General features: G+C 65.4%; 19 protein-coding genes and 1 tRNA gene. 3 read left to right on the top strand and 17 right to left on the bottom strand.

What is annotated here, in order from left to right:
- Positions 1-86: 86 nt before the first annotated feature.
- From nuoI to GQ57_RS11795, 16 genes are all read right to left on the bottom strand, one after another.
- The gene (gene nuoI, locus GQ57_RS11870) at positions 87-575 is read right to left on the bottom strand and encodes an NADH-quinone oxidoreductase subunit NuoI (RefSeq protein WP_009691265.1); all 489 of its coding nucleotides are present in this window, start codon (positions 573-575) and stop codon (positions 87-89) included.
- A gap of 10 nt (positions 576-585) precedes the next feature.
- Positions 586-1,653: an NADH-quinone oxidoreductase subunit NuoH gene (gene nuoH, locus GQ57_RS11865; protein WP_034197949.1), complete on the bottom strand. Its 1,068-nt coding sequence runs from the start codon at positions 1,651-1,653 to the stop codon at positions 586-588.
- Positions 1,654-3,984: an NADH-quinone oxidoreductase subunit NuoG gene (nuoG, locus tag GQ57_RS11860; RefSeq protein ID WP_034197948.1), complete on the bottom strand. Its 2,331-nt coding sequence runs from the start codon at positions 3,982-3,984 to the stop codon at positions 1,654-1,656.
- A gap of 82 nt (positions 3,985-4,066) precedes the next feature.
- The gene (gene nuoF, locus GQ57_RS11855; RefSeq protein WP_006478267.1) at positions 4,067-5,377 is read right to left on the bottom strand and encodes an NADH-quinone oxidoreductase subunit NuoF; all 1,311 of its coding nucleotides are present in this window, start codon (positions 5,375-5,377) and stop codon (positions 4,067-4,069) included.
- On the bottom strand, positions 5,374-5,859 hold the full coding sequence (gene nuoE, locus GQ57_RS11850; protein WP_031401910.1) for an NADH-quinone oxidoreductase subunit NuoE: 486 nt from the start codon (positions 5,857-5,859) through the stop codon (positions 5,374-5,376). The genes nuoF and nuoE overlap by 4 nt, the downstream gene beginning before the upstream one ends.
- Before the next feature lie 173 nt (positions 5,860-6,032).
- Complete coding sequence (locus tag GQ57_RS11845) at positions 6,033-7,286, bottom strand: NADH-quinone oxidoreductase subunit D (RefSeq protein ID WP_031401911.1); 1,254 nt, start codon at positions 7,284-7,286, stop codon at positions 6,033-6,035.
- Positions 7,287-7,295: 9 nt separating this feature from the next.
- A complete protein-coding gene (locus GQ57_RS11840; RefSeq protein ID WP_031401912.1) occupies positions 7,296-7,898 on the bottom strand; it encodes an NADH-quinone oxidoreductase subunit C in 603 nt (200 codons plus the stop codon).
- 21 nt (positions 7,899-7,919) lie between these two features.
- Positions 7,920-8,399, bottom strand: coding sequence for a NuoB/complex I 20 kDa subunit family protein (locus GQ57_RS11835; RefSeq protein WP_006398799.1), 480 nt, complete (start codon positions 8,397-8,399; stop codon positions 7,920-7,922).
- Between the two features lie 62 nt (positions 8,400-8,461).
- Positions 8,462-8,821 carry an NADH-quinone oxidoreductase subunit A gene (locus tag GQ57_RS11830; protein ID WP_006398798.1) on the bottom strand — a complete coding sequence of 120 codons (360 nt, stop codon included), beginning with the start codon at positions 8,819-8,821 and terminating at the stop codon, positions 8,462-8,464.
- A 153-nt stretch (positions 8,822-8,974) separates the two neighbouring features.
- Positions 8,975-9,059, bottom strand: a tRNA-Leu gene (locus tag GQ57_RS11825).
- 112 nt (positions 9,060-9,171) lie between these two features.
- Positions 9,172-9,549 carry a preprotein translocase subunit SecG gene (gene secG, locus GQ57_RS11820; protein WP_031401913.1) on the bottom strand — a complete coding sequence of 126 codons (378 nt, stop codon included), beginning with the start codon at positions 9,547-9,549 and terminating at the stop codon, positions 9,172-9,174.
- 72 nt (positions 9,550-9,621) lie between these two features.
- Complete coding sequence (gene tpiA / locus GQ57_RS11815) at positions 9,622-10,377, bottom strand: triose-phosphate isomerase (RefSeq protein WP_031401914.1); 756 nt, start codon at positions 10,375-10,377, stop codon at positions 9,622-9,624.
- A gap of 130 nt (positions 10,378-10,507) precedes the next feature.
- The gene (locus tag GQ57_RS11810) at positions 10,508-11,527 is read right to left on the bottom strand and encodes an NAD(P)H-quinone oxidoreductase (RefSeq protein WP_031401915.1); all 1,020 of its coding nucleotides are present in this window, start codon (positions 11,525-11,527) and stop codon (positions 10,508-10,510) included.
- A gap of 146 nt (positions 11,528-11,673) precedes the next feature.
- A complete protein-coding gene (pnp, locus tag GQ57_RS11805; RefSeq protein WP_031401916.1) occupies positions 11,674-13,821 on the bottom strand; it encodes a polyribonucleotide nucleotidyltransferase in 2,148 nt (715 codons plus the stop codon).
- A 289-nt stretch (positions 13,822-14,110) separates the two neighbouring features.
- Positions 14,111-14,380, bottom strand: coding sequence for a 30S ribosomal protein S15 (gene rpsO / locus GQ57_RS11800; RefSeq protein WP_006398792.1), 270 nt, complete (start codon positions 14,378-14,380; stop codon positions 14,111-14,113).
- Positions 14,381-14,487: 107 nt separating this feature from the next.
- Positions 14,488-15,747, bottom strand: coding sequence for a branched-chain amino acid ABC transporter substrate-binding protein (locus GQ57_RS11795; RefSeq protein WP_034197947.1), 1,260 nt, complete (start codon positions 15,745-15,747; stop codon positions 14,488-14,490).
- Positions 15,748-15,916: 169 nt separating this feature from the next.
- Between GQ57_RS11795 and GQ57_RS11790 the strand changes: the two genes are divergently transcribed.
- From GQ57_RS11790 to GQ57_RS11780, 3 genes are all read left to right on the top strand, one after another.
- Positions 15,917-16,429, top strand: a complete 513-nt coding sequence (locus tag GQ57_RS11790) for a hypothetical protein (RefSeq protein ID WP_031401918.1) — start codon at positions 15,917-15,919, stop codon at positions 16,427-16,429.
- Between the two features lie 383 nt (positions 16,430-16,812).
- A complete protein-coding gene (locus GQ57_RS11785; protein WP_031401919.1) occupies positions 16,813-17,454 on the top strand; it encodes a carbonic anhydrase in 642 nt (213 codons plus the stop codon).
- Positions 17,455-17,494: 40 nt separating this feature from the next.
- Complete coding sequence (locus GQ57_RS11780) at positions 17,495-19,045, top strand: SulP family inorganic anion transporter (RefSeq protein WP_034197946.1); 1,551 nt, start codon at positions 17,495-17,497, stop codon at positions 19,043-19,045.
- 62 nt (positions 19,046-19,107) lie between these two features.
- On the opposite strand, the gene GQ57_RS11775 is transcribed toward GQ57_RS11780, so the two are convergent.
- Positions 19,108-20,652 carry a 2-isopropylmalate synthase gene (locus GQ57_RS11775; protein WP_031401921.1) on the bottom strand — a complete coding sequence of 515 codons (1,545 nt, stop codon included), beginning with the start codon at positions 20,650-20,652 and terminating at the stop codon, positions 19,108-19,110.
- Positions 20,653-20,686 lie beyond the last annotated feature (34 nt).

The raw sequence follows: 20,686 nt of genomic DNA, 5'->3' as shown, positions 1-20,686 counted from the left end.
GTCAGGCGCGGCTTGCGGGACGCTCTCGCGTGCCGCACCCGTCGCGGCGGCTCGGCCCTGGCTTCGGGCCGGCACTGCAAACACAATCAACGATACGGCGCGTCGGCAGCCTTCGCCGCGGCGATGTCCTTCTCGTAGCGATCGCCCACCGCGAGCAGCATTTCCTTCGTGAAATACAGGTCGCCGCGCTTTTCGCCGTGGTATTCGAGAATCTGCGTCTCGACGATCGAATCGACCGGGCAGCTCTCTTCGCAGAAGCCGCAGAAGATGCACTTCGTCAGGTCGATGTCGTAGCGCGTCGTGCGGCGCGTGTTGTCCGCGCGCGTTTCCGATTCGATCGTGATCGCCATCGCGGGGCACACGGCCTCGCACAGCTTGCACGCGATGCAGCGCTCTTCGCCGTTTTCGTAGCGGCGCAGCGCATGCAGCCCGCGGAAACGCGGAGAAATCGGGGTCTTCTCTTCCGGGAACTGCACGGTGAACTTGCGCTTGAACGTGTAACGACCGGTCAGCGCGAGCCCCTTCAGCAGCTCGGTCAGGAAGAAGGTCTTAAAGAAGTGTTGGATAGCCGTCATGATTTCGTCCTTACTTCACCCAGATGTTCAGCGGCGACATCATCCAGAAGCCGACCACGACCACCCAGACCACCGTGACGGGCAGGAACACCTTCCAGCCCAGACGCATGATCTGGTCGTAACGGTAGCGCGGGAACGTCGCACGGACCCAGATGAACACCGACAGCAGCGCGAAGACCTTCAGCACCAGCCAGAAGATGCCCGGGATGAACGACAGGAATTCGAACGGTGCATCCCAGCCACCGAGGAACAGCGTCGCAGCCAGCGCCGAGATCACGATCATGTTGATGTACTCGGCGAGGAAGAACAGCGCGAACGCCATGCCCGAGTAGTCGATCATGTGACCTGCAACGATTTCCGACTCCCCTTCCACCACGTCGAACGGATGGCGGTTCGTTTCGGCGATGCCCGAAATGAAGTAGACGACGAACGCCGGCAGCAGCGGCAGCCAGTTCCACGACAGGAAGTTCACGCCGTGGCCGGCAAAGAAGCCGTGCTGCTGCGAGTTGACGATTTCCGACATGTTCAGGCTGCCGGCCGTCATCAGCACGAGCACCAGCGCGAAGCCCATCGAGATTTCGTACGAGACCATCTGCGCCGCGGCGCGCATCGCGCCGAGGAACGCGTACTTCGAGTTCGACGCCCAGCCCGCGAGGATCACCGCGTACACGCCGATCGACGAAATCGCCATCGCGTACAGCAGGCCCGCGTTGATGTTCGCGAGCACGGCCTGTGCCTGGAACGGGATCACCGCCCACACCGCGAATGCCGGCACGACGGTCATGACCGGCGCGATCAGGTACAGCCAGCGGCTGGCGGCGCTCGGCTGAATGACTTCCTTCAGCAGCAGCTTCAGCACGTCGGCGATCGGCTGCAGCAGGCCGCCGGGGCCGACGCGGTTCGGGCCGAGACGCACGTGCATCCAGCCGATCAGCTTGCGTTCCCACAGAATCAGGTACGCGACGCACAGCAGGATCACGACGGCGACGACGAGGATGCGCACGATTGCCCATACCGTCGGCCACGCGACGCCGAGAAGCTGGGCTCCGCCCGCGTTGATCGTATCGAACAAGCTCATTTACGCCTTCTCCACCACCAGTTCACCGGACAGGCTGCCGAGCGCTGCGCCGGCAGGCGTTGCTGCCGACACGCGAACGACCGTCTCCGCAAGATTCGCGTCGCGTACGGCCGGCAACTGCACCGCACGCTCGCCCTGGCGCACGCGCACGGCGTCGCCTTCCTTCAAGCCCAGCTTGTCGAACAGCGCGGCCGGCAAGGCTGCGGCATTCGCTGCCTTCGCGGCGGTCGTCAGATGCAGCGCACCTGCACGGCGCACGAGCGCGTCGGCGTGATAGATCGGCACATCGGCCAGGCGTTCGAAGCCGCCGTTCGCGGCATTCGCCGCGGTGCGCACCGGCGCAACCGACGTCTGGTTCGACAGGCGGCCCGCCACGCCGGCGTCGCCGAGCGCGGCGAGACGCACCTCGTCCGCCGTCTCGTATTCGAAGTTCGGCAGGCCGAGCAGGCTGCCGAGCACGCGCAGCACCTTCCAGCCCGGGCGCGTGTCGCCGAGCGGACGCACGACGCCGTTGAAGCTCTGCACGGTGCCTTCCGCGTTGACGAACGTACCGGCCGTTTCCGTGAACGGCGCAACCGGCAGCAGCACGTCGGCGTAGTCGAGGCCGTGCTTGAACGGCGACATCACGACGACCATCTCCGCCTGGTTCAGCGCGGCGAGCGCCTGTGCCGGATCGGCGGTGTCGAATTCCGGTTCGACGTTCAGCAGCACGTAACCCTTGCGCGGCTGTGCGAACGCTTCGCGGGCGTTCAGGCCGCCCGCGCCCGGCAGCGCGCCGACGACGTGCGCGCCGACCGTGTTCGCCGCTTCCGTCAGGAAGCCGAACGTGGCGCCGGTGTTGTCGGCGATCCACTGCGCGACGGCGTGCAGCTTCGCGAATTCCGGGTGGCGGACCGCGACGTTGCCGAGCAGCACCGCGCGGCGTTCGCCGTTCGACAGCGACTGGGCCACGGCCTGCGCGGCCGGCGATGCGGTGACGCCCGCGAGCGTGTCGGGCAGCGCGACGCCGCGCAGCTGCGCGACGGCCGCGGCGATGCCGGCCAGTTCGTCGAGCCATGCCGACGGAGCGGCAACGATGCGCTGCGCGGTCGGGATCAGTGCGTCGTCACCGGTCGCGTGCAGGAAGTGCAGCTTCGCGCCGCCCTTCGCGGCCTGGCGCAGACGCGACGCGAACAGCGGGTGGTCGCGGCGCAGGAACGAACCGACGACGAACGCGGCGTCCACGTTCGACAGATCGGCGATCGGCATGCCGAGCCACGGCGCGCCCTGGACCGGCGCCGAGAAATCCTGCTGGCGCAGACGGAAATCGACGTTCGGCGTCTTCAGTTCGCTGGCGAGCTGCTTCACGAGGAACAGCTCTTCCGCGGTGCTGTGCGCGCTCGCGAGCATCGCCAGCGCGTTCGCGCCGTGATCCGCGGCGATCCCCTTCAGGCCCTTCGCGACATATTCGAGCGCGGTCTGCCAGTCGGTCTCGATCCACTGGCCGCCCTGCTTCAGCATCGGCTTCGTCAGGCGCTCTTCGCTGTTGAGGCCTTCGTACGAGAAGCGGTCCTTGTCCGAGATCCAGCATTCGTTGATCGCTTCGTTCTCGAACGGCAGCACGCGCATCACGCGGTTGTTCTTCACCTGCACGACGAGGTTCGCGCCGACGGAATCGTGCGGGCTCACCGACTTGCGGCGCGACAGCTCCCACGTACGGGCGCTGTAGCGGAACGGCTTGCTGGTCAGCGCGCCAACCGGGCACAGGTCGATCATGTTGCCCGACATCTCGGAGTCGACCGTCTTGCCGACGAACGTCGTGATTTCCGAGTGCTCGCCGCGGCCCAGCATGCCGAACTCCATCACGCCGGCGACTTCCTGGCCGAAGCGGACGCAGCGCGTGCAGTGAATGCAGCGCGACATCTCTTCCATCGAGATCAGCGGGCCCACGTTCTTGTGGAACACCACGCGCTTCTCTTCCGAGTAGCGCGACGACGACTTGCCGTAGCCGACCGCCAGATCCTGCAGCTGGCATTCACCGCCCTGATCGCAGATCGGGCAGTCGAGCGGGTGGTTGATGAGGAGGAATTCCATCACCGACTGCTGCGCCTTCACGGCCTTGTCCGATTGCGTATGGACGATCATGCCGGCCGACACGGGCGTCGCACAGGCAGGCACGGCCTTCGGCATCTTCTCGACTTCGACGAGACACATCCGGCAGTTGGCCGCAACCGACAGTTTCTTGTGATAGCAGAAGTGAGGAATGTACTTGTCCGCCTTGTGCGCAGCCTGGATCACCATGCTGCCTTCGGGCACCTCGACCTTCTTGCCGTCTATTTCAAGTTCAACCATGATGGTGAATGGTCCTTAACCTATTTCCGCTCGTTCGCGCCTTCGCCCGACCGTGCGCTCAAATTCCGCAACCGGGTGCGCTTCAGGCTGCCGCCGCGTGCGCGTGGCCGCCGACCATGCAGTGCTTGTGCTCAACGTGGTACGCGAATTCGTCCCAGTAGTGCTTGAGCATCCCGCGTACCGGCATCGCCGCCGCATCGCCGAGCGCGCAGATCGTACGGCCCATGATGTTCTCGGCAACCGAGTTCAGCAGGTCCAGATCTTCCTGACGGCCTTCGCCGTGCTCGATACGGTTCACGACGCGATACAGCCAGCCGGTGCCTTCACGGCACGGCGTGCACTGGCCGCACGATTCCTCGTAGTAGAAGTACGACAGGCGCAGCAGCGAGCGCACCATGCAGCGCGTCTCGTCCATCACGATGACCGCGCCCGAACCGAGCATCGAGCCGGCCTTCGCGATCGAATCGTAGTCGAGATCCGTCTGCATCATGATGTCGCCCGGGATCACCGGCGCGGACGAACCGCCCGGAATCACGGCCTTGATCTTCTTGCCGCCGCGCATCCCGCCGGCGAGCTCCATCAGCGTCGCGAACGGCGTGCCGAGCGGCACTTCGTAGTTGCCCGGACGCTCGACGTCGCCCGACACCGAGAAAATCTTCGTGCCGCCGTTGTTCGGCTTGCCGATCTCGAGGTAATTCTGCGGCCCGATGGACAGCAGGAACGGCACCGCGGCGAACGTCTCGGTGTTGTTGATCGTGGTCGGCTTGCCGTACACGCCGAAGCTCGCCGGGAACGGCGGCTTGAAGCGCGGCTGGCCCTTCTTGCCTTCGAGCGACTCGAGCAGCGCCGTTTCCTCGCCGCAGATGTACGCGCCGTAACCATGGTGCGCATGCAGCTGGAACGAGAATTCCGAGCCCATGATGTTGTCGCCGAGGAACCCGGCGGCGCGCGCTTCATCAAGCGCGGCCTCGAAGCGTCGATACACTTCGAAGATTTCACCGTGGATGTAGTTGTAGCCGACGGTGATGCCCATCGCGTATGCGCCGATGGCCATGCCCTCGATCAGCGCGTGCGGGTTCCAGCGCAGGATGTCGCGATCCTTGAACGTGCCCGGCTCGCCTTCGTCCGAGTTGCAGACGAGGTACTTCTGCCCCGGGAACTGGCGCGGCATGAAGCTCCACTTCAGGCCGGTCGGGAAGCCCGCACCGCCACGGCCGCGCAGGCCCGACGCCTTGACGTCGGCGATCACCTGCTCGGGCGGAATCTTTTCTTCGAGAATGCGGCGCAGCTGCTTGTAGCCGCCGCGCGCAACGTAATCTTCGAGATGCCAGTTCTCGCCGTTCAGACCAGCGAGGATCAGCGGTTTGATGTGACGGTCGTGGAGGGACGTCATTTCGAGAGCTCCTCAAGCAGCTGGTCGATCTTGTCGCGGCTCATGAAGCTGCACATTCTGTGATTGTTCACCAGCAGCACCGGCGCATCGCCGCACGAGCCCATGCATTCGCCTTCCTTCAGCGTGAACTTGCCGTCGGGCGTGGTCTCGCCGAAGCCGATGCCCAGCTTCTGTTTCAGGTAGTCGGCAGTCGCTTCCGCGCCGCCGTCCGGGCCGAGCTGGCACGGCAGGTTCGTGCAGAGCGTGATCTTGTGCTTGCCGACCGGTTTGAGCTCGTACATCGTGTAGAACGTCGCGACTTCCTGCACGGCAACGGCCGGCATGCCGAGATAGTCCGCAACGAACTGCATCAGTTCGGGCGACAGCCAGCCGTGCTCTTCCTGAGCAACGGCCAACGCCGACATCACGGCGGACTGTTTCTGATCGGCGGGATACTTCGTCAACGCTCGATCGATTTCCTTCAGGCCTTCAGCTGAGATCATTTTCAGACACGACTCTTTCAATTCCTACCGAACGAACAACCTGCCGCACACTGTGGGTGCATGGACGGCAGACCTGGCGCTCACTCTGTTGACAGCTTGCGAAGCCGCGCCGGTTCAGCGCGCATCGCGTATGACTTGCTGCTCGCCGCCCGCTCGCGCGGGCGGCGCAACCATTAGCGGTCGATTTCGCCGAACACGATGTCCTGCGTACCGATGATCGTGACGGCGTCGGCGATCATGTGACCGCGTGCCATTTCGTCGAGCGACGCCAGGTGCGCGAAACCCGGTGCGCGAATCTTGAGGCGATACGGCTTGTTGGCGCCGTCGGACACGAGGTAGATGCCGAACTCACCCTTCGGATGCTCGACCGCCGCGTACGCTTCGCCTTCCGGCACATGGAAACCTTCGGTGAAGAGCTTGAAGTGGTGAATCAAGTCTTCCATGTTGGTCTTCATGCCGACGCGCGACGGCGGTGCAACCTTGTGATTCTCGGTCATCACCGGGCCCTGATTCTTGCGGAGCCACTCAATACACTGTTTCGCGATACGTACCGACTGACGCATTTCCTCGACGCGCACCAGATAGCGGTCGTAGCAATCGCCGTTCACGCCGACCGGCACGTCGAAATCCATGCGATCGTACACTTCGTACGGCTGCTTCTTGCGCAGGTCCCACGCGATGCCCGAGCCGCGCAGCATCGGGCCCGTCAGGCCCATCTGCAGCGCGCGTTCCGGGCTGACCACGCCGATCCCGACCAGACGCTGCTTCCAGATCCGGTTGTCGGTCAGCAGCGTTTCGTATTCGTCGATGCACTTCGGGAAGCGCGTGAAGAAGTCGTCGATGAAGTCGAGCACCGAGCCGCTGCGCGCTTCGTTCATCTTCGCGAGCGCCTTCTCGTTGCGAATCTTCGACGCCTTGTATTGCGGCATTGCGTCAGGCAGATCGCGGTAGACGCCGCCCGGGCGGTAGTACGCCGCGTGCATCCGGGCGCCGGACACCGCTTCGTACACGTCCATCAGATCTTCGCGTTCGCGGAAAGCGTACAGGAACACCGCCATCGCACCGACGTCGAGTGCGTGCGCGCCGATCCACATCAGGTGGTTCAGCACGCGCGTGACTTCGTCGAACAGCACGCGGATGTATTGCGCGCGCTCCGGCACGTCGATGCCGAGCAGCTTTTCGATCGCGAGCACGTAGCCGTGCTCGTTGACCATCATCGACACGTAGTCGAGACGGTCCATGTACGGCACGGACTGAATGAAGGTCTTGGATTCCGCGAGCTTTTCCGTCGCGCGGTGCAGCAGGCCGATGTGCGGATCGGCGCGCTGGATGACTTCGCCGTCGAGCTCGAGCACGAGGCGCAGCACACCGTGCGCTGCCGGGTGCTGCGGGCCGAAGTTGAGCGTGTAGTTCTTGATTTCTGCCATGACGCCCCCTTAATGTTTCAGACCGCCATAGCGATCCTCGCGGATCACGCGCGGCGTGATTTCGCGCGGCTCGATCGTCACCGGCTGGTAGACGACCCGCTTCTCTTCCGGGTCGTAACGCATTTCGACGTAGCCCGACACCGGGAAGTCCTTGCGGAACGGGTGGCCGATGAAGCCGTAGTCGGTGAGGATGCGGCGCAGGTCGGGGTGGCCTTCGAACACGATGCCGTACAGGTCGAACGCTTCGCGCTCGTACCAGTTCGCGGAGGTCCAGATGTCGACCAGCGACGCCACGATCGGCAGGTCGTCGTCGGGCGCGAATGCGCGCAGGCGCAGGCGCCAGTTGTTCGTGACGGACAGCAGGTGCGACACGGCCGCGAAGCGCGGGCCGTCGTAGGCGCCGTCGCCGAAGGTCTGGTAGTCGACGCCGCAGAGGTCGATCAGCTGCTCGAAACGGAGCTTCGGATCGTCGCGCAGCATCGTTGCGACTTCGAGGTAATCGCTCGCCTTCACGACGAGCGTCAGTTCACCGATCGCTTCGGTGAGGCTCACCACGCGCGCGCCGAGCGCGGCTTCGAGGTTGGCCTTGAGGGTCTCGATTTTGCTTGCCATATTGAGGGGACGCTCGGGGCTTTATTGACGGGCGATGGTATTGGTGCGGCGGATCTTCGCCTGCAGCTGGATCACGCCGTAGACCAGCGCCTCGGCCGTGGGCGGACAGCCCGGCACGTAGACGTCGACCGGCACGATCCGGTCGCAGCCGCGAACCACCGAATACGAGTAGTGGTAGTAGCCGCCGCCGTTCGCGCAAGACCCCATCGAAATCACCCAGCGGGGCTCGGCCATCTGGTCGTACACGCGACGCAGCGCGGGCGCCATCTTGTTGCAGAGCGTGCCGGCGACGATCATCACGTCCGACTGACGCGGACTCGGACGGAACACGACGCCGAACCGGTCCAGATCGTAACGGGCCGCGCCCGCATGCATCATTTCGACGGCGCAACACGCGAGCCCGAACGTCATCGGCCACAGCGAGCCGGTACGCGTCCAGTTGATCAGCTTGTCAGCCGTCGTGGTGACAAACCCTTCCTTCAAGACCCCTTCGATACTCATTTGCTTTCCACTCCAGACGAGCGACCGAGCGTGGCCGCCCATGCAAACCGGCGATTAACCCATCACTCCCAATCGAGGCCGCCTTTCTTCCAGATATAGGCAAAGCCCAGCAGGAATTCGAGCAGAAAAATCATCATTGCGATGAAACCCGGCCAGCCGATATCCCGGAGCGCGACGCCCCACGGAAACAGGAATGCGGTTTCGAGATCGAAGATGATGAACAGGATGGCGACGAGGTAGTACCGGACGTCGAACTTCATCCGGGCGTCTTCAAAGGCTTCGAAGCCGCACTCGTACGGTGCGTTCTTCTCGACGTCCGGCTTGTTGGGACCAAGGAGCTTGCCGATGCTGACCAGCGCTATACCTAAACCAGTGCCCACGAGGAGGAACAACAAGACGGGGTAATAGGCTGCGAGGTTCAAGGCAATCCTCTATCGGTTGGTTCTGAGCGTCCGGAGAATACCACTTCCGGCGGAAGGAATCATTTCGGAGTGCGTTCGATCGCAAGACAACCGCAAGCACACCCCAGAAATGAAAAATGCCAGCCACTAGAAGCGGCTGGCATTGAGTAACTTTGGTGCCGACGGCGAGACTCGAACTCGCACAGCTTTCGCCACTACCCCCTCAAGATAGCGTGTCTACCAATTTCACCACGTCGGCACTGCATGCAACCGGGGTTGTAACTACTTGTTTCCCGCGAATCGCTTCAAGAATTAAATTCTAACCCGAGTTCCAGAATTGTTCAACGCACAATCGCAAATATTTTAACTTTTTATTTCGGGACGTCCTGGCCCGGTGCGCTTGCGGCCGAGCCTGCAGCAGCGGATGCCGCGACGGCCGGCGCAGACGCCGCGGGCGCCGATGCCGGCGCGGTCGCCACTGCGCCGAGCACGCCCGCCGACGGCGTCGACTTGTACGAACCGAGGTACGTCAGCGCGAGCGTCGCGACAAAGAAGATCGTTGCCAGAATGCCCGTCGTACGCGACAGGAAGTTCGCCGAGCCCGTCGCGCCGAACAGGCTGCCCGACGCGCCGCTGCCGAAGGCGGCGCCCATGTCGGCGCCCTTGCCGTGCTGCAGCAGCACGAGACCAATCACACCCAGCGCAGACAGCACCTGCACCACAATAATCAGCGTTTTGAATAACAGCATCACACCCACCCGAATGGATCGGGCGACCGGACCGACCGGCCGCCGTCATGGTTCAATTCGATCGCGGACCGCTCAACGCGCGGCCCGGCAGATCGCCAGGAAATCTTCCGCCTTCAGCGACGCGCCGCCGATCAGGCCGCCGTCGATATCCGGCTGCGCGAACAGCTCTTCCGCGTTGTCCGGCTTCACGCTGCCGCCGTACAGCACGGACACGTCCGCCGCGCCCTTTGCCGCGAGACGCGCGCGCAGGAACGCATGCACGTCCTGCGCCTGCGCCGACGTCGCGCTCCTGCCCGTGCCGATCGCCCAGACCGGCTCGTAGGCCACGACGATGCGCGCCGCCTCGTCGGCCGTCAGCACGGCCAGCACCGCGTCGAGCTGCGTACCGACCACCTGCTCGGTCGCACCCGACTCGCGCTCGTCGAGCGTCTCGCCGACGCACACGACGGGCGTGAGGCCCGCCGCGAGCGCGCGCTGCGCCTTCGCCGCGACCGTCTCGTTGCGTTCGCCGTGATACGCGCGACGCTCCGAGTGACCGACGATCGCATAGCGTGCGCCGAACTCCGCGACCATCGCAGCCGCCACTTCGCCGGTGAATGCACCCTGCTCGTGCGCCGACACGTCCTGCGCGCCCCACGCGACACGGCCGCCGTCGAGCTGCGCCTGAACCTGCGCGAGATACGGGAACGGCACGCACACGCCGACCGACGTTTCGGCCGCCACCGCGCCCACACCCTGCACCACTTCGTTCAGCAACGCCTGGTTGCCGGCCAGCCGGCCGTGCATCTTCCAGTTGCCGATCACCCGCTTAGTTCTCTGTTTCGACATCGTGTCTGTCTCGTCATCGACGCACCGGAAACCGGCCGTCAGGTTTGATCTGGCGAAGCAAACCCGCGATTTTACTGCGCACGGCTTGAACCGGTCAAACCGCCCATGTCAAGCCTGGCCGCACGGACCGTCAGGCGTTCGTACCCCAATCGAGGACGATCTTGCCGGTGTGCTCGCTGCTCTCCATCAGCGCATGCGCCTGCGCGGCATCCGCGGCCGGCAGCACGCGGTAAATCACCGGCTTGATGCGGCCGTCGGCGATCAGCGGCCACACGCGCGCCTTCAGCTGCGCGGCGATGCGCGCCTTGAACTCGACCGGGCGCGGGCGCAGCGTCGAACCCGTGATCGTGAGCCGGCGGCGCAGGATCTCGCCCAGGTTGATGTCGGTCTTCGCGCCGCCGAGCAGCGCGATCAGCACGAGACGGCCGCCGTCCGCGAGTGCGGACAGCTCACGCGGCACGTACGAGCCGGCCACCATGTCGAGGATCACGTCGACGCCGCGATCGTGCGTCAGCGACTTCACGACTTCGACGAAATCCTCGGTCTTGTAGTTGATCGCGCGCTCGGCGCCGAGCGCCTCGCATGCACGGCACTTGTCGGCCGTGCCGGCGGTCGCGAACACGCGAAAGCCGAGGGCGTGCGCGATCTGGATCGCCGTCACGCCGATGCCGCTCGAGCCGCCCTGCACGAGCAGCGTCTCCTGCTCGCCGCCCTCGCCCGCCCCGAGTTGCGCGCGATCGAACACGTTGCTCCACACGGTGAAGAACGTCTCGGGCAGCGACGCGGCCTCGATATCGGTGAGCCCGCCGGGCACCGGCAGGCATTGCGGCAGCGGCGCGACCGCATATTCGGCATAGCCGCCGCCCGCGAGCAGCGCGCAGACGCGATCGCCGAGCTTCAGGCCGAACGGGTTCAGCGCAGCATCGGACAGGTCGCCGCCGACGATCTCGCCCGCGACCTCGAGGCCCGGCAGATCCGACGCGCCCGGCGGCGGCGCGTAGGCGCCCTTGCGCTGGAATACGTCGGGCCGGTTCACGCCGGAGGCCGCCACCTTGATCAGCACCTCGCCGCGCTTCGGCTCCGGACGCGGACGCTCCGCGAGCTTCAGCACGTCGGGGGCGCCGAATTCGGTGATTTCAATGGCTTTCATGGTGAGGGTCGCTCCAGGATCGGAATCTGATGGTGCGCCCGCGCGCGGCACGGACGCCCGACCGGCGCTGCTGCGCCGCACAACGATGCTACAGAAAAAACGGCCGGCGCGCTTTCGCGCTGCCGGCCGTTGATCCGCCCTTCCGCTTACTGCTGCGGCGGCGTGTCCGACTGCGCGGCCGCCGCTGCTTCATTCAGCAGCGCCTTGGCCGACAGGCGCACGCGACCCTTCTCGTCCGTCTGGATCACCTTGACCTTGACCTGCTGACCTTCCTTCAGGTAGTCGTTGATGTCCTTCACGCGCTCGTTGACGATTTCCGAGATGTGCAGCAGGCCGTCCTTGCCCGGCAGCAGGTTCACGATCGCACCGAAATCGAGCAGCTTGAGGACCGTGCCCTCGTACACCTGGCCGACTTCGATCTCGGCCGTGATGTTCTCGATGCGCTTCTTCGCTTCGGCCATGCCTTCGCTGCTCGTGCTGGCAATCGTCACGACGCCGTCGTCCGAGATGTCGATGGTCGTGCCCGTTTCTTCCGTCAGCGCACGGATCACCGAACCGCCCTTGCCGATCACGTCGCGGATCTTTTCCGGGTTGATCTTGATCGTGATCATGCGCGGCGCGAATTCCGACAGTTGCGTGTTCGCACCCGAGACCGCCGACGTCATCTTGCCGAGGATATGCATGCGGCCTTCCTTCGCCTGCGCGAGCGCGACCTGCATGATTTCCTTCGTGATGCCCTGGATCTTGATGTCCATCTGCAGCGCCGTCACGCCTTGTTCCGTGCCGGCCACCTTGAAGTCCATGTCGCCGAGGTGATCTTCGTCGCCGAGGATGTCGGTCAGCACCGCGAACTTGTTGCCTTCGAGGATCAGGCCCATCGCGATGCCCGCGACGTGTGCCTTCATCGGCACGCCTGCGTCCATCAGCGCGAGGCAGCCGCCGCACACCGACGCCATCGACGACGAACCGTTCGATTCGGTGATTTCCGACACGACGCGGATCGAGTAGCCGAATTCGTCGGCGCTCGGCAGGCACTTGACCAGCGCACGCTTCGCGAGGCGGCCGTGACCGATTTCGCGGCGCTTCGGCGAGCCGACGCGGCCCGTTTCGCCGGTCGCGAACGGAGGCATGTTGTAGTGGAGCATGAAGCGCTCGCGGTACTCGCCTTCGAGCGCGTCGATGATCTGCTCGTCACCCTTCGTGCCGAGCGTCGCCACCACCAGCGCCTGCGTCTCGCCGCGCGTGAACAGCGCCGAGCCGTGGGTACGCGGCAGCACGCCGGTGCGGATTTCGATCGGACGCACGGTGCGCGTGTCGCGACCGTCGATGCGCGGCTCGCCGTTCAGGATCTGCGAACGGACGATCTTGGCTTCGATGTCGAACAGCACGTTGCCGACGGTCGCCTTGTCGGCTGCTGCCGTACCGGCCGCCTGAGCGTCTTCCTCGAGCTTCGCCGAGGTCGCCGAGTAGACTTCCTTCAGCTTCGCCGAGCGCGCCTGCTTGTCGCGGAGCTGGTAAGCGGCGAGCAGGTCGTTCTGCGCCAGCTCGGTCACGCGCGCGATCAGCGCCTCGTTCTTCGGCGCCGGCTGCCAGTCCCACTCGGGCTTGCCGCCTTCGCGGACCAGTTCGTGGATCGCATCGATCGCGACCTGCATCTGCTCGTGGCCGAACACCACGGCGCCCAGCATCACGTCTTCCGACAGCTGGTCGGCTTCCGATTCCACCATCAGCACCGCGCGTTCCGTACCGGCGACGACGAGGTCGAGGCTCGACGCCTTGATCTGGTCACGCGTCGGGTTCAGCACGTACGCATTGTCGATGTACGCAACGCGAGCGGCACCGACCGGGCCGTTGAACGGCAGGCCCGACACGGCGAGCGCAGCCGATGCGCCGATCAGCGCGGGGATGTCCGCCGGAATTTCCGGGTTCACGGACAGCACGTGGATCACGACCTGGACTTCGTTGTAGAAGCCTTCCGGGAACAGCGGGCGCAGCGGACGATCGATCAGGCGCGACGTCAGCGTCTCGTGCTCCGACGGACGGCCTTCGCGGCGGAAGAAGCCGCCCGGGATCTTGCCGGCCGAGTAGGTCTTTTCGAGGTAGTCGACGGTCAGCGGGAAGAAATCCTGACCCGGCTTCGCCGACTTCGCGCCGACGACGGTTGCCAGCACGACGGTGTCTTCGACGTCGACGATCACCGCGCCGCTCGCCTGGCGAGCGACTTCACCGGTTTCGAGGCGCACCTTGTGCTGGCCCCACTGGAATTCCTTCACGACCTTGTTGAACATGGACATGGTTGCTCCTTTGAATTCATGCATTTCATTCGCCGCGCCGGCCATCCCGCGCGGCGGCGTCCCGACCGAATCACCCGGAGCAAGGTGTGTTTTTTATGCCATTCCGGCGCGGCGCTCGTGCAGCGCCGCGCTGGAATGACACAAATCCCGCCCCGGTACCAGTCGTTGGGCAGCCCCGCACGAACGTGCCGGGCAACCTGCGGTGCGCGTGACGCTACGCACCGCGCAAAAACAAAATGCCTGTATCAGCGGACTGACACAGGCATCTTGCTGGCGGCAATCGCCTCGATTACTTACGCAGACCCAGCTTCTCGATCAGTGCGCGGTAACGGTCGGCATCCTTGCCCTTGAGGTAGTCGAGCAGCTTGCGGCGGCGGCTCACCATGCGCAGCAGGCCGCGGCGGCTGTGGTGATCCTTCGCGTGGGTCTTGAAGTGACCCGTCAGTTCGACGATACGTGCGGTCAGCAGTGCGACCTGGACTTCGGGCGAACCCGTGTCGTTGGTACCGCGGGCGAACTGAGCAACGACTTCCGACTTCTTGATATCTGCAACGGACATGTGATTTCCTTTCTGACTGAACAGGCGGACACGGAAGAATGGCCGTGCCGTGACTTACAACCGGCGGGCATTGTAGCACAACTTGCGTGCCATTCTTGCCGCCCCTGTCACGGGCGTGCCATCGAGCACGTCGACGGCATCTCCGTGCGCTGCGCCGGCACCGCCAGCACTGTCCGGAAACCGTAGCCCGACCCTTCGTTGTCGAAGCGCACACCCGGCGTGCCGGCCTTGTCCATGTCCATCACGTAAAGGGGCTGGATCAATTGATGATCCTGCGCGCGCATCCGTGACGCATGGAAGCCGTCGTCGAACGACAGCCCCTCGAGCGCGCGGGCGACCGCGACGGGGTCGGCCGACCCCGCGCGGTTCATCGCGGCGGCCAGCATCTCGATCATCAGGCTCATGCGCCGCACCGGATAGTCGTCCTGCGCGGCCGGAAAACGGTTCCGGAAGGCACGGTAAAACGCGTCGGATTTCGCACCGCCCGCGTTCGGATGCCAGTCCGCCACGGCCACGACCCGCCCCACACCGGCGTCGCCGAGTGCCGCCGGCGCACCGAGGCTGTTGCCGTAGAACGTGTAGAACTTCGCGTTCAGCCCCTGCTCGCGCGCCGCCTTCACGAGCAGCGTGAGGTCGTTGCCCCAGTTGCCGGTCACGACGGCGTCCGCGCCGCTCGCGCGGATCTTCGCGATGTAAGGCGAGAAATCCTTGATCCGGCCGATCGGATGGAACTCGTCGCCGGCGATCGTCACGTCGGGGCGCCGCGCGGCCAGCGCCTGCCGCGCGAGCGTGCTGACGTCATGGCCGAAGCTGTAGTCCTGGTTCAGCAGATAGACCTTGCGCAGCGCGCGGTCGCTCGCCATGACGTCCGCGAGCGCGGCCATCCGCATGCCGGCGTGCGCGTCGAAGCGGAAATGCCAGAAGCTGCAGCGCGCGCCGGTCAGCGCCGGATCGTCGGCCGAATAGTTGAGGAACAGCATCCGGCGGTCCGGATCGCGCGCGTTGAGCTTGTCGAGCGCCGCGACGAGCGCGGCCGCGACGGCCGAGCTGTTGCCCTGCGCGACGAAGCCGATATGACGGTCCGCGGCCGCGCGCAACTGCACGAGGGCCTCCTCCGGGCTGCCCTTGCTGTCGAGCACGACCAGCTCGAGCGGATGCGCGCCGTCGCGCAGCTTCACGCCGCCCGCCGCATTGACCTGCTCGACGCCGAAGCGCAGGTTGCGCTCGACCGCCGCGCCCGCGTTCGCGAACGGACCCGACATCCCTTCGATCAGCGCGATCCGCACCGGCTCGCCGCCGGCAAACGCGGACGACGCCAGCATCCACCCCGCGCTCAACGCGAGCGCGCACCGCTTCCATCCCTGCATCGGCCACCTGCCCTTCAATCTGCCCGAGAAGCGCGGATCATAGGCCGGCGCGCCCGCCGCCCGCAAGCGCGGCGGCGTCGGCGATCCGCACCGATTTTTTCCGCGCGATGCGCCGTCGCCCGCCGTCCGTGATACAACGGGACTTGTTTCCGTGTTCTGGAGGATTCCCATGCGCATTCGCATTCCCGTGCGCGCGCCGGTGCTGCTCGTCTGTGCCGCCGCGCTGCTGGCCGGTTGCGCGCAACCGTGGCAGCAATACCAGGCCGGCCAGGACGAGTCGGCGATCGTCGCGCGCATGGGCCCGCCGCGCGAGGTCTACGACCTGCCCGACGGCGGCAGGCGCCTGATGTGGCCGACCCAGCCGATGGGCGAAGTGACCGTGGCGGCCGACGTCGACGCGGCCCACAAGATCGTCAACGTGCGCCAGGTCCTGCAGCCGAGCGAGTTCTATCGCGCGGAGATCGGCAAGTGGACTAAGACCGACGTGCTCGTCAACTTCGGACGCCCCGTCGAGACGTCCTACTTCCCGCTGATGAAGCGCGAGGTGTGGACGTACCGGTATCTCGAGGACAACGTCTGGTACATGATGTACAGCTTCTATTTCGATCCGCAGGGCATCCTACGCATCACGCAGAAAACGCCGGATCCGCTGCACGACCCCGACCGCCGCAACCTGTTCTGACCGATTGCGCATTTACGCGCAATTGTTGCCATGGCCATTTACGAATCATCGCGGAAATGGCCATTTCTTTTTTCCGTCTTCTTATTCATTCCGGAAGTACGACAGAAATATTTTCCGATCGATGACACGCCGATGGCAATCCGCTGACACCCCCGTCACGCGGCGCATTGCGGGGAGAAACAGGCATGCGTCATGCATGTCATGCGTGCGTGTGGTGCATGCCATGCACTGCATCCAGTCAATTTGAAACAATTTGTTTCAACACCCCCGGAGCGCCAGGGCATACCCCTAATATCAGTCGAAACCAAACCTTTCAATTTAGAAAGATTGCAATTGCGTCATTTCGACCGATATTCATTTTTGTTTAACAGATAGGAGTCCCTATGAATCGCCCCAAGAGCATGCTGGTCGCCAACATCGCCTGGGCCCGCGAAACGCGTGAACACACGCCCGGGTTCTTCGACGCGCTCGCGCGCGGCCAGAACCCGCGCGTGCTGTGGATCGGTTGCGCCGACAGCCGCGTGCCGGCCGAAACCATCACGCACTGCGCGCCCGGCGAGCTGTTCGTCCATCGCAACATCGCGAACCTGTTCCACCCCGACGACGACAATTCCGCCAGCGTGCTCGAGTACGCGGTGCGCGTGCTGCAGGTCGACCACGTGATCGTGTGCGGGCACTACGGTTGCGGCGGCGTACGCGCGTCGCTGTTGCCGCCGCCGGCCGACCTGCCCCATGTCGCCCGTCGCATCGCGCCGCTCTGCGCGCTCGCGCGGCGCCATCGCGACGCGCTCGACGGGCTCGACGACACGGCCGCCGCCGACCGCCTCGCCGAGCTGAACGTCCTCGAACAGGTGCGGCTGCTGCGCGCGTCGCCGATCGTGCGCGGCCGCGAACGGCCGCCGCTCGTGCATGGCTGGATCTTTTCGCTCGCCGACGGCCGCCTGCTGGAGCTCGATTCCGGCTACACAACACCGCCCGCGGACACCGAACCCGCGCAGGCCGTCGCGGCCGCCGCGCTCGCCTGATTCCGCCCCCGCCCCTCACGCCAATGAAATCTCCCCAACCATGAAACTGAACGAGCGCCTGTCCACCCTGCCGCGCGACATCGTCGCGGGCATCGTCGTCTTCCTCGTCGCGCTGCCGTTGTGCCTGGGCATCGCCAATGCGTCCGGCGTCGAACCGTTCGCCGGGCTCGTGTCCGGCATCGTCGGCGGCATCGTCGTCGCGCTGCTGAGCGGCTCGTCGCTGTCCGTCAGCGGGCCGGCCGCCGGCCTCGTCGTGATCGTCGTCGAAGGCATCGCGCAACTCGGCAGCTTCTCCGCGTTCCTGCTCGCGGTGCTGCTGTCCGGCGTGCTGCAATTCGGGTTCGGCGTGCTGCGCGCCGGCCGCTTCGCCGCCTACGTGCCGTCGCCCGTCATCAAGGGCATGCTCGCCGCGATCGGCCTGCTGCTGATCGTGAAGCAGATTCCGTTCGCGCTCGGTATCGGCGGCCCGGCCGCGCAATCGTTTGCAGGCTGGCCGGATCTGCCGGTCGCGTGGGCCGCGACGGCCATCGCGCTCGCATCGCTCGCCCTGCTGATCGCGTGGGATACGCGCGCGCTGCGCCGCTTCGCGCTGGTGCGCTCGGTGCCCGCGCCGCTCGCGGTCGTCGTGCTGGGCATCGGCGCCACGCTCGTGCTGGGTATCGTCGCGCCGTCGGTCGCGCCGGGCGCCGCGCATCGCGTGACGCTGCCAGAGCTCGGATCGTTCGCGGCCCTCGCCGCATCGCTCAAGCATGCCGAGCTCGGCCCGAACTTCGCGCAGCTCGTCAATCCGGACGTGTGGCGCGTCGCGATCACGCTCGCCGTCGTCGCGAGCCTCGAGACGCTGCTGAGCCTCGAAGCGGTCGAACAGATCGACCCGAAGCGCCGCCCCACCCAGCCCGACCGCGAACTGAAGGCGCAGGGGGTCGGCAATCTCGTCGCGGGCGCGGTCGGCGGCCTGCCGATCACGTCGGTCATCGTGCGCAGCTCGGTCAACGTCAACGCGGGCGCGCAAAGCCGGATGTCGGCGGTCGTTCACGGGGTGCTGCTGCTCACGAGCGTATTCGCGCTCACCGGCCTGATCAACCTGATCCCGCTCGCCAGCCTGGCCGCGATCCTGATCCACACCGGCTTCAAGCTCGCGAAACCGGCCCTGTTCCGCTCGACGATGAAGCAGGGGCCCGCCGCGTTCGTGCCGTTCATCGCAACGATCGCCGGCGTGCTCGCGGTCGACCTGCTGTTCGGCATCGCGCTCGGCCTCGCCTGCAGCGTGCTGGCGGTCGCCGTCGCGAACCTGAAGAGCCCCGTCACGCTCGCGCAGCACGACGACCACTTCCTGCTGTCGTTCCGCAAGGACGTGTCGTTTCTCGGCAAGGTGCAGGTCAAGCACCACCTGCGGCACATTCCCGACCGGGCGGCCGTGATCATCGACGCCACGCGTGCCGACTACATCGATCACGACGTGCTCGAACTGCTCGACGCATTCGTCGCCGATGCGCCGCGGCGCGGGATCGCGGTGGAATTCCGCCGGCGCAGCCCGGCGCCACGCCCGGCCGCGCGCCGCTGGCTGTTCCGCACGCCGGCCGCCGAATGAGCGGATGAAAAAAAGCCCCGGCGGCACAGGGCCGCTCGGGGCTTTTCGACAACGCGCGGCGCTTACGAGCGCTGCGGGTTGAGCTTGTCGTCCTTCGAATGCAGCTTGTTCAGCGCGGAGATGTACGCCTTCGCGGATGCGGCCACGATGTCCGGATCGGTGCCGACGCCATTGACGATCCGCCCGCTCCTCGACAGCCGGACGGTCACTTCGCCCTGCGCCTGCGTGCCGGTCGTGATCGCGTTCACCGAGTACAGCAGCAATTCGGACCCGCTGCCGACTTCGCCCTCGATCGCGTTGAACGTTGCATCCACCGGACCGTTGCCGCGCGCCTCGCCGGTCACCTCCTTGCCCTCGACCGCGAACACGACCTTCGCCTGCGGCTGTTCGCCCGTTTCCGAACGCTGGGACAGCGACACGAACTTGAAGTGCTCCTGCTCCTGCGCGAGCGCCGACTCCTCGGACACGATCGCGATGATGTCCTCGTCGAAAATCTCGGCCTTGCGGTCGGCCAGATCCTTGAAACGCATGAACGCGGCGTTCAGTTCGCCCTCGCTGTCGAGCGACACGCCGAGCTCCTGCAGGCGCTGCTTGAATGCGTTGCGACCCGACAGCTTGCCGAGCACGATCTTGTTCGCGGTCCAGCCCACGTCTTCCGCGCGCATGATCTCGTAGGTGTCGCGCGCCTTCAGCACGCCGTCCTGGTGGATGCCCGACGCATGCGCGAACGCGTTCGCGCCGACCACCGCCTTGTTCGGCTGCACGACGAAACCGGTGATCTGCGACACGAGCTTCGACGTCGGCACGATTTGCGACGTGTCGATGCCGACGTCGAGACCGAAGTAGTCCTTGCGCGTCTTCACCGCCATCACGATTTCTTCGAGCGACGTGTTGCCCGCGCGCTCGCCGAGCCCGTTGATCGTGCACTCGACCTGACGCGCGCCGCCGATCTTCACGCCGGCCAGCGAGTTCGCGACGGCCATCCCGAGGTCGTTGTGACAATGCACCGAGAAGATCGCCTTGTCCGAGTTCGGAATGCGTTCGCGCAGCGTCTTCACGAGGTTGCCGTAGAGTTCCGGCACGCCGTAGCCGACCGTGTCGGCGATGTTGATCGTCGTCGCGCCCTCGGCGATCACGGCTTCCAGCACGCGGCAGAGGAAGTCCATGTCGGAGCGGCTGCCGTCTTCCGGCGAGAATTCGACGTTGTCGGTGAATTTGCGCGCGAAGCGCACCGCGAGACGCGCCTGCTCGAACACCTGGTCCGGCGTCATCCGCAGCTTCTTCTCCATGTGCAGCGGCGACGTCGCGATGAACGTGTGGATCCGGAAGCTGCCGGCCGGCTTCAGCGCGTCGGCTGCCCGCTGGATGTCCTTGTCGTTGGCCCGCGCCAGCGAACAGATCGTGCTGTCCTTCACGAGACCGGCGATCGTGTGGATCGCGTCGAAATCGCCGTTTGAACTGGCCGCGAAGCCGGCCTCGATCACGTCGACCTTCATCCGCTCGAGGTGCTTCGCGATGCGGATTTTCTCTTCCTTCGTCATCGACGCGCCGGGCGATTGCTCGCCGTCACGCAACGTCGTATCGAAAATGATCAGCTTGTCTGTCATGGGGGGCTCCAGGGCTCTTTATACGGATGTCAAA

The organism is Burkholderia sp. MSh2, assembly GCF_000731655.1.
Taxonomy (GTDB): Bacteria; Pseudomonadota; Gammaproteobacteria; order Burkholderiales; family Burkholderiaceae; genus Burkholderia; species Burkholderia paludis.
The sequence above is the reverse complement of the archived record's forward strand: the minus strand, read 5'-3'. Positions and strand labels throughout refer to the sequence as shown.